Genomic DNA, 8076 nt, shown 5'->3' with positions numbered 1-8076 from the left:
CGGTTTCGCGCGCCTTCCCACGCACGGTTTCGCGCGCCTTCCCACGCACGGTTTCGCGCGCCTTCCCACGCGCGGTTTCGCGCGCCTTCCCACGCGCGGTTTCGCGCGCCTTCCCACGCGCGGTTTCGCGCGCCTTGCCACGCACGCCCGCACGGTTTCGCGCGCCTTCCCACGCGTGGGAAGACGCGCGAAAGCTCAGTCGGCGGCGCGGAGGTCGTTCCAGGAGGCGCGGCGGGCGGCCTGCTCGTCCGGGTCGGGCACCGGCAGGGACGCCAGCAGCCGCTGGGTGTACGGGTGCTGCGGTGCGCCGAGCACCTCTGCCCCGGTGCCCTCCTCGACCAGCTGCCCCCGGTAGAGGACGGCGATCTTGTCCGCCAGCAGGTCGACGACGGCGAGGTCGTGGCTGATGAACAGCGCCGCGAACCCCAGCCGCTTCTGCAGCTCGTCGAACAGCTCGAGCACCCGGGCCTGCACCGACACGTCCAGCGCCGAGGTCGGCTCGTCGGCGATGAGCAGCTCCGGGTCCAGGGCCAGCCCGCGGGCCAGGCTGGCGCGCTGCCGCTGACCGCCGGAGAGCTCGTGCGGGTAGCGGTCGCCGAAGTGGCGGGGCAGCTGCACCGCCTCGAGCAGCTCGTCGACCCGGGCCCGGGCGGCGCGGGCGTCCTTGGCGCGCTTGTGCACGACCAGCGGCTCGGCCACCGCCTCAGCGATGGTGAGCAGCGGGTTGAAGCTGGACGCCGGGTCCTGGAAGACGAACCCGATCCGCTCGCGCACCGGGCGGAAGGACCGCTCCTTGAACCCGTTCATCTCCGCGCCCAGCACCTGCAGCGAGCCGCCGGTCACCTTGGTCAGCCCGGCGATGGCCCGGCCGATCGTGGTCTTCCCGCTGCCGCTCTCCCCGACCAGGCCGAGCACCTCGCCCGGGCGGATGGCGAAGCTGACGCCGTCGACGGCGGTGAAGTCCGGCCGGCGCAGCCGACCCGGGTAGACGATCCGCAGGTCGCGGGCCTCCACGACCGGCGCCACCTCGGCCCAGCCGGGCTCCCGGTGCGTGGCCCGCTCGCGGGTGTGCTCGACGCCCTGGCCCAGCCGCGGCACCGCGGCGAGCAGCTGCTGGGTGTACGGGTCCTGCGGGGAGCGGAACAGCGTCCGGACGTCGGCCTGCTCCACGATCTCGCCCTGGTACATCACCGCGACCCGGTCGGCGAGGTCGGCGACGACGCCCATGTTGTGCGTGATCAGCACGATCGCGGCACCGAAGTCGTCGCGGCAGCGGCGCAGCAGCTCGAGGATCTCGGCCTGCACGGTGACGTCGAGGGCCGTCGTCGGCTCGTCGGCGATGATCACGCCCGGGTCGAGCACCAGCGCCTGGGCGATGACGATGCGCTGCTTCTGCCCGCCGGAGAACTGGTGCGGGTAGTGGTCCACCCGGTGCTCGGGGTCCGGGATGCCGACCCGGCGCAGCACGTCGATCGCCTTGGCCCGGGCCTCCTTGCGGCTGATCTTGGTGTGCGCCCGCAGCCCCTCGATGATCTGCCAGCCCACCGGGAACACCGGGTTGAGCGAGGTCGAGGGCTCCTGGAACACCATCGCGGCGTCCTGCCCGCGCACCTGGCGCAGCGCCGAGCCCCGCAGCGGGACGACGTCCTGCGAGCTGGCGCCGTCCTTGGCCGAGAGCACCACGGCGCCGCGGACCCGGGCGGTCTCCGGCAGCAGGCCCAGGATGCTGCGGGCGGTGACGGTCTTGCCGCTGCCGCTCTCCCCCACGATGGCCAGCACCTCGCCGGCCTGCACCTGCAGCGTGACGCCGGTGACGGCGTCGACGGTGCCGGCGTCGGTGGCGAAGGAGACCTGCAGGTCGGTGATGTCGACGACGGTGCTCACTGCAGCTGTCCTTCCGTCGCGATGACCGCACCGCCGGGCTCGACGATGCCGGCCGGCGGGGGCGTGGTGTCGTCGGCCTTGCGGCGGCTGCGCAGCCGCGGGTCGGCGAGGTCGTTGAGGCTCTCCCCGACCAGGGTCAGGCCGAGCACGGTCAGCACGATGGCCGCGCCCGGGAAGATCGACGTCCACCAGATGCCGCTGGTCACGTCGGACAGCGACCGGTTGAGGTCGAAGCCCCACTCGGCCGCCGCGGTCGGCTGGATGCCGAAGCCGAGGAAGCCCAGCCCGGCCAGGGTGAGGATCGCCTCGGAGGCGTTCAGGGTGAGGATCAGCGGCAGCGTGCGGGTCGCGTTGCGGAGCACGTGCTTGCTCATGATCCGCCAGTTGCTGGCGCCGATCACCCGCGCCGACTCGACGAAGGCCTCGGACTTGATCCGCAGCGTCTCGGCCCGCACCACCCGGAAGTACTGCGGGATGAAGACCACGGTGATCGAGATGGCGGCGGCGAAGATGCCGCCCCACAGGCTGGACTGCCCGCCGCTGATCACGATCGCCACGACGATCGCCAGCAGCAGGGTCGGGAAGGCGTAGACCGCGTCGGCGATGACCACCAGCACGCGGTCGAGCCAGCCGCCGAAGTAGCCCGAGACCAGGCCGAGCAGCACGCCGATCACGATCGACAGCAGCACCGCGACGACGATCACGTACAGCGCGGTCCGCGAGCCCCAGATCACCCGGGACAGCACGTCGTAGCCGCCGACCGTCGTCCCGAGCCAGTGGTCGCCGGACGGCGACTGCTGGGCGCCGAAGGTGCCCTGGGCGTCGCGCAGCTGGCCGTACTCGTAGGGCGCCAGCAGCGGCGCGAAGACCGCGGCGAACACGAACAGGCCGGTGAGCACCAGCCCGGCGACGAGCATGCCGCGCTGCAGACCGACGCTCTGCCGCACCTGGCGGACGACGGGCAGCCCGCGCCAGCCGCGGCGCCGGCGGGTGGAGGTCGTGGCGGTGGTGGCGGTCGCCATGTCAGTACCTCACCCGGGGGTCGATGAGCGCCGCGATGATGTCGACGATGAAGTTGGTGACCGCGACGATCACCGCGAGCAGCGCGACGATGCCCTGGACGGCGACGAAGTCGCGGGCCTGCAGGTACTGGGCCAGCTGGAAGCCCAGCCCCTTCCACTCGAAGGTGGTCTCGGTGAGCACCGCGCCCACCAGCAGCAGCGCGATCTGCAGGCCGATGACGGTGATGATCGGGATGAGCGCCGGGCGGTAGGCGTGCTTGCGCAGCAGCCGGGACTCCGCGACCCCCCGCGACCGGGCGGCCTCGACGTAGCCGGTGCCCAGCGTGCCGATGACGTTGGTGCGCACCAGCCGCAGGAACACGCCCGCGGTCAGCAGACCGAGCGCGGTGGCGGGCAGGACGGCGTGCTGCAGGACGTCGCCGATGACGCCGCCGTCCCCGGTCCGGATGGCGTCGACGATGGCGATGCCGGTCGGGTTGTCCAGGGTCTGCAGCTGGATCTCGGCGCCGGTGGAGGCCCGGCCCGCGACGGGCAGCCAGTCCAGCCAGACGGAGAACACCAGCTTCAGCAGCAGCCCGGCGAAGAAGACCGGGGTGGCGTAGCAGAGGATCGCGAAGACCCGCAGCACCGCGTCGGGGAACCGGTCGCGGGAGTAGGCGGCGATCATGCCCAGCGGGATGCCGACGACGAACGCCACGAGCAGCGCGTACACGGCGAGCTCGAGCGTCGCCGTCCCGTAGGTGGTGAGCACCTCGCTCACCGGGCGCCGGTCGGACAGCGTGGTGCCGAAGTCGCCCTGGAGGATGTTGCCGAGGTACTCGAGGTACTGGGTGATCAGCGGCCGGTCGTAGCCGGCCTCGCGGATCCGCTCGGCCAGCTGGTCGGCCGGCAGCCGGCCGCCGAGCGCGGCGGTGATCGGGTCGCCGGTGGACCGCATGAGGAAGAAGACGGTCGTCACCAGGATGAAGATCGTCGGGAAGATCAGCAGGAAGCGGACCAGGACGTAGCTGCCCAGGCCGCCACCTCCGCCACGCCTGGTGCGTGGAACCGGGGCCGTGCCCGCGGGGTCACCCGCGTCGGTGGCGGGCTCCGTCGTCGTGGTGGTCATCGCTCCCAGTCCATCAGTTCGGTTGCAGCGCGGGACCATCAGGGTCCGGACGCGCGGAGCCCCGGGTGACCCGCATCTCGCGGGTCACCCGGGGCCGTGTGCGGTTCGATCAGCCGGTCAGGACCGGGTCAGCCCTTGGACAGGGCGCCGTAGCGGAACTTGAACGAGGCGTCGAGGGTGTCCTCGGTGCCGGACACGTCGGTCCCGGTGACGGCGACCTGCGCCCCCTGCAGGTAGGGCACCGTCGACAGGTCGTCGGCCACGAGGTCCTGGATCTGCTCGATCAGGGCCTGGCGGGCGGCGGGGTCGGGGGTGCTGGCCTGCTGCAGGATCAGGTCGTTGACCTGCTGGTCCTCGTAGTGGTTCGAGAGGAAGTTCTCCAGCAGGAAGAACGGCGTCAGGTAGTTGTCGGCGTCGGAGTAGTCCGGGAACCAGCCCAGCTGGTAGGCCGGGTACACGTCGGCGGTGCGGTCCTTGGAGTACTGCACCCACTCGGTGGTCTGCAGGTTCACCGTGAACAGCCCGGTGGCCTCCAGCTGGTCCTTGATCAGCGCGTACTCGTCGCCGGACGACGGGCCGTAGTGGTCGTTGGAGTACTGCAGGTTGAGCTCGACCGGGGTCTGCACCCCGGCGGCCTGCAGCCGCTGGGCGGCCTTGTCGGCGTCCGGGCCACCGGAGCCGTCGCCGTACTTCTCCTGCAGCGGCGTGGTCGCGCCGGTGAGGCCGTCGGGGACGAAGGAGTACAGCGGCGTGTAGGTGCCCTTGTAGACCTGGTCGGCGATCTCCTGCCGGTCGATCAGGTCGGCGACCGCCTGCCGGACGGCGAGGGCCTTGGCCGGGTCGGCCTCCGCGGTCGTCGCACCGAAGGGCTGGGTGTCGAAGTTGAAGGTGATGTAGCGGATCTCGCCGCCGGGGCCGTCGACGACCTGGACGTCGTCGTTGCCGCGGAGGTCCTCGACGTCGGTGGCCGTCAGGCTGCGGAAGGCGACGTCGATGTTGCCCTCCTGCACGTCCAGCTTCAGGTTCGAGGCGTCGGTGTAGTACTTGACGTTGACCGTCGAGGTCTTCGGCGCGCCGAGCAGACCCTGGTAGTCGGCGAACGCCTCGTAGGAGACGAGGTCGTTGAGCTGGTAGCTGGTGATCGCGTACGGGCCGGCGAAGGCCTCGCCGTCGACGATCTCCTGGTCCGGGGTCAGCGCGTCGGCGGCGAAGACGTCCTCGTCGACGATCGGGCCGGCCGGGCTGGACAGGATCTGCGGGAAGACCTGGTCGTCGGGGCTGGCGAGGGTGAAGACGACGGTGGTGTCGTCGACGGCCTCGGTGCTGACCAGGTTGTAGAGCAGCGACGCGGGGCCGTTCTCGTCGTTGATCGCGACCATGCGGTCGAAGGAGAACTTGACGTCCGAGGCGGTCAGCGGGTTGCCGTTGGCGAAGGTCAGGCCCTCCTTCAGCGTCACCGTGTACTCGGTGGGCGAGGTGAACTCGGCCGACTCGGCGATGTCGGGCTCGACGTCCGGGCTGCCCAGCGGGGTGTTCATCAGGAACGGGTAGATCTGGTTCATCACGGCGAAGGAGCCGTTGTCGTACGAACCGGCCGGGTCGATCGTGGTGACCTTGTCGCTGGTCCCGATGGTCAGCGTGCCGCCGCCACCGCCGGACGAGCCGCCACCGCCGTCGTCGCTGCCGCCGCCGCACGCCGACAGCACGAGCGCTGCCGCTGTGATGCCCGCCGTTGCGACCAGCGTGCGCCGGCCGCTCCTGGACACGGAGTTCATCCGCTACCTCGATCTCATGGGCGGCGGCCAGCGGGCACACGAAGGGGCAACACCGCGGCCGCCGGTGGCCTGTTGGACCCCATGACTAACACACCGTTCCCACGGTGTGGGAAGCGTGGTCGGACCTGTGATCGTGTTGTGACCCCTCCCGCCGGCGGGGTGCCGGGCCGCCCCGTGAGGGGGGGGCCTCAGAAGCTGCCGCTGCCGCCGAAGTCGCCGCCGCCGCCACCGAAGTCGCCTCCGCCGCCGAAGCCACCGCCGCCGCCACCGCCGCCGTACCCGCCGCCGTAGCCGCCCCCGAGCCCGCCGAGCAGGATGCTGCCGATCACGCCGCCGGCCACCCCGCCCGCCACGCCACCGGCGAAGCCACCGCTGCCGTAGCCCCCGCGCCGGCCGCCGTACCCGCCGCCGCCGTAGCGGCCGCCGTAGCCGCCGGACATGTAGGAGTCGACGTCCTGCTGCGCCTCGGCCAGCGCCTGCTGGGCGAGGGTGTCCGCGCGCTGGGCAGACCGGAGCGCGGCGACCGGGTCCGACGAGCCGAGCCGGGAGGCGTCCTCGAGGTGCCGCTCGGCCTCGGCGAGCCGGGTGCGCGCGGAGCTGCCGACGGCCCCGCGGCGGGTGGCGATGAAGTCGCCGGCCACCGCCACCGAGGAGTCGGCGGCCCGGAAGGCCTGCTGCAGGTGGGCGGCGGCCCGCTCCTGCTGCTGGCGGGCGTCGCGGGCGGGCTCGAGGGCCGCCTCCAGCGCCAGGTCGGCCTCGTCCAGCTGCCGGACGACGGCCAGCGGGTCGGGCAGCGCGCCGTCGCGCTGCTGCAGCTGCGCGACCGAGCCGGCCAGCGCCCGCTCGGCCCGGGCCAGCTGCTCGCGCAGCCCCGGGGTGTCGACGCCGCGGGCCAGCATGGCCTGGGCCTCGGCGATGTCCTTCTCGGTCTCCGCCCGGACCTCGGCGAACCGGGTGCCCATCGCGGCAAGCTCCTCGGCCAGCCGGTCGACGGCCTCCAGCAGCGTGCGGCTCTGCGCCAGCGCGTCCTCGGCCGCCCGGATCGCCGGCACGGCCCCGGCCGGCCGGCCGGCGTCGAGCTCGGTGCGGCCGTGCGAGACGGCCTGCTCGGCCAGGTCGATCCGGGCGCGGGCCTCGGTCGCGTTGTCGGCGACCGCCGCCCACGCCGTCCGGGCGTAGCGCTGCTCGAGGTCCGCCAGCCGCCGCTCGGCCGCCGGCACCTGCGCGCGGGCGGCCGCGACGGCCGGGGTCAGCGCGGCCAGCGCCTCGGGGGCGGACTCCTGCAGGTGGCGCAGCCGCGCGTAGGCCTCGGCCTGCTGGTCGAGCCGGGCGTCGGCGGCACCGGTCAGCTGCAGCAGCTCGGTGAGCATGCGGCGCTGGGTCGGCTCGTCCTCCGGGACGTCGTCGTCGAGCTGCTGGCGGAGGGTGAACGCGCGGGACAGCTCGGCCTTCGACTGGTCCAGCGCCTCCTGGAAGCCGGCCAGCGGCTGGTCGCCGTACTGCGAGCGGGCGTAGGCCAGGTCCAGCTCGGAGGTCTTCACCGCCTCGTCGAGGGCGAGCAGCTCCTCGCTGGCACGGAAGGTCAGCTGCTCGGTGCTGGTGCCGTGGTGCGGGTCGCGGGCGGCCGCCTCCGCGGCGGCGCGCTCCTCCGCGGCCCGGGCCGAGGCCGCCGCCTGCTTCTTCCGGCGGCGGTTGCGCACCAGGGCGTACCCACCGCCGCCCACGACGGCGACCCCGAGGAGCACTCCCAGGGCGCCACCGCCGCCGTCACCGCCACCGCCGGACCCGCCGCCGCTGCCGGAGCCGCCGATGTCGGCCCGCAGGCCGTCGGCCAGGGTCACCGCCGCCGTGCCCCACTCCCCCTGGCCCAGGTCCGGTTCGACCTCGGTGGAGACCAGGTCGGACAGCTCGGCCTCGGTCACCTCCGTGTTCGGGCCGACGTAGTAGCTGTCGCGCCCGTCCTGGACCGCGACGGCGAAGAGGACGTCGTTGTTGCCGAGCTCGGAGGTGTCGAAGCTCTGGCTCGCCCACTCGCTGGGGGCGACCCCGTCGAAGGAGTCCACGTAGACGACGTAGAGCTGGGTGCCGTCCTCGGCCTGGAGCTCCTCCAGGGCCGCCTGCACCTCCGACTCGTCGCCGCTGCTGAGCACGTCCGCCTCGTCGGTGATCTGGCCGGTCACCGAGACCGGGGGCGCTGCGGCCGCCGTGCCGGTGAGGCCGAGCGGCACGAACAGCGCGAACGAGACGGCGGTCAGGCGAGCGATGCGGGACATGTCCCCATGGTCGC

The 8076-nt window shown here is 73.0% G+C and carries 5 protein-coding genes; all 5 read right to left on the bottom strand.

Annotation, left to right across the window (positions count from 1 at the left end; translation table 11 throughout):
- Positions 1-195: 195 nt before the first annotated feature.
- A complete protein-coding gene (locus HL054_RS22015; protein WP_369141272.1) occupies positions 196-1884 on the bottom strand; it encodes a dipeptide ABC transporter ATP-binding protein in 1689 nt (562 codons plus the stop codon).
- Positions 1881-2906: an ABC transporter permease gene (locus tag HL054_RS22010; RefSeq protein WP_369141271.1), complete on the bottom strand. Its 1026-nt coding sequence runs from the start codon at positions 2904-2906 to the stop codon at positions 1881-1883. The genes HL054_RS22015 and HL054_RS22010 overlap by 4 nt, the downstream gene beginning before the upstream one ends.
- A gap of 1 nt (position 2907) precedes the next feature.
- A complete protein-coding gene (locus tag HL054_RS22005; RefSeq protein WP_369141270.1) occupies positions 2908-4014 on the bottom strand; it encodes an ABC transporter permease in 1107 nt (368 codons plus the stop codon).
- 128 nt (positions 4015-4142) lie between these two features.
- Positions 4143-5789 carry an ABC transporter substrate-binding protein gene (locus tag HL054_RS22000; RefSeq protein ID WP_369141269.1) on the bottom strand — a complete coding sequence of 549 codons (1647 nt, stop codon included), beginning with the start codon at positions 5787-5789 and terminating at the stop codon, positions 4143-4145.
- Positions 5790-5977: 188 nt separating this feature from the next.
- The gene (locus HL054_RS21995; RefSeq protein WP_369141268.1) at positions 5978-8062 is read right to left on the bottom strand and encodes a TPM domain-containing protein; all 2085 of its coding nucleotides are present in this window, start codon (positions 8060-8062) and stop codon (positions 5978-5980) included.
- Positions 8063-8076 lie beyond the last annotated feature (14 nt).

The organism is Modestobacter versicolor, assembly GCF_041028285.1.
GTDB classification, from domain to species: domain Bacteria; phylum Actinomycetota; class Actinomycetes; order Mycobacteriales; family Geodermatophilaceae; genus Modestobacter; species Modestobacter versicolor_A.
Note: the sequence above shows the minus strand (reverse complement) of the source record. Positions and strands in the feature narration are given on the sequence as shown.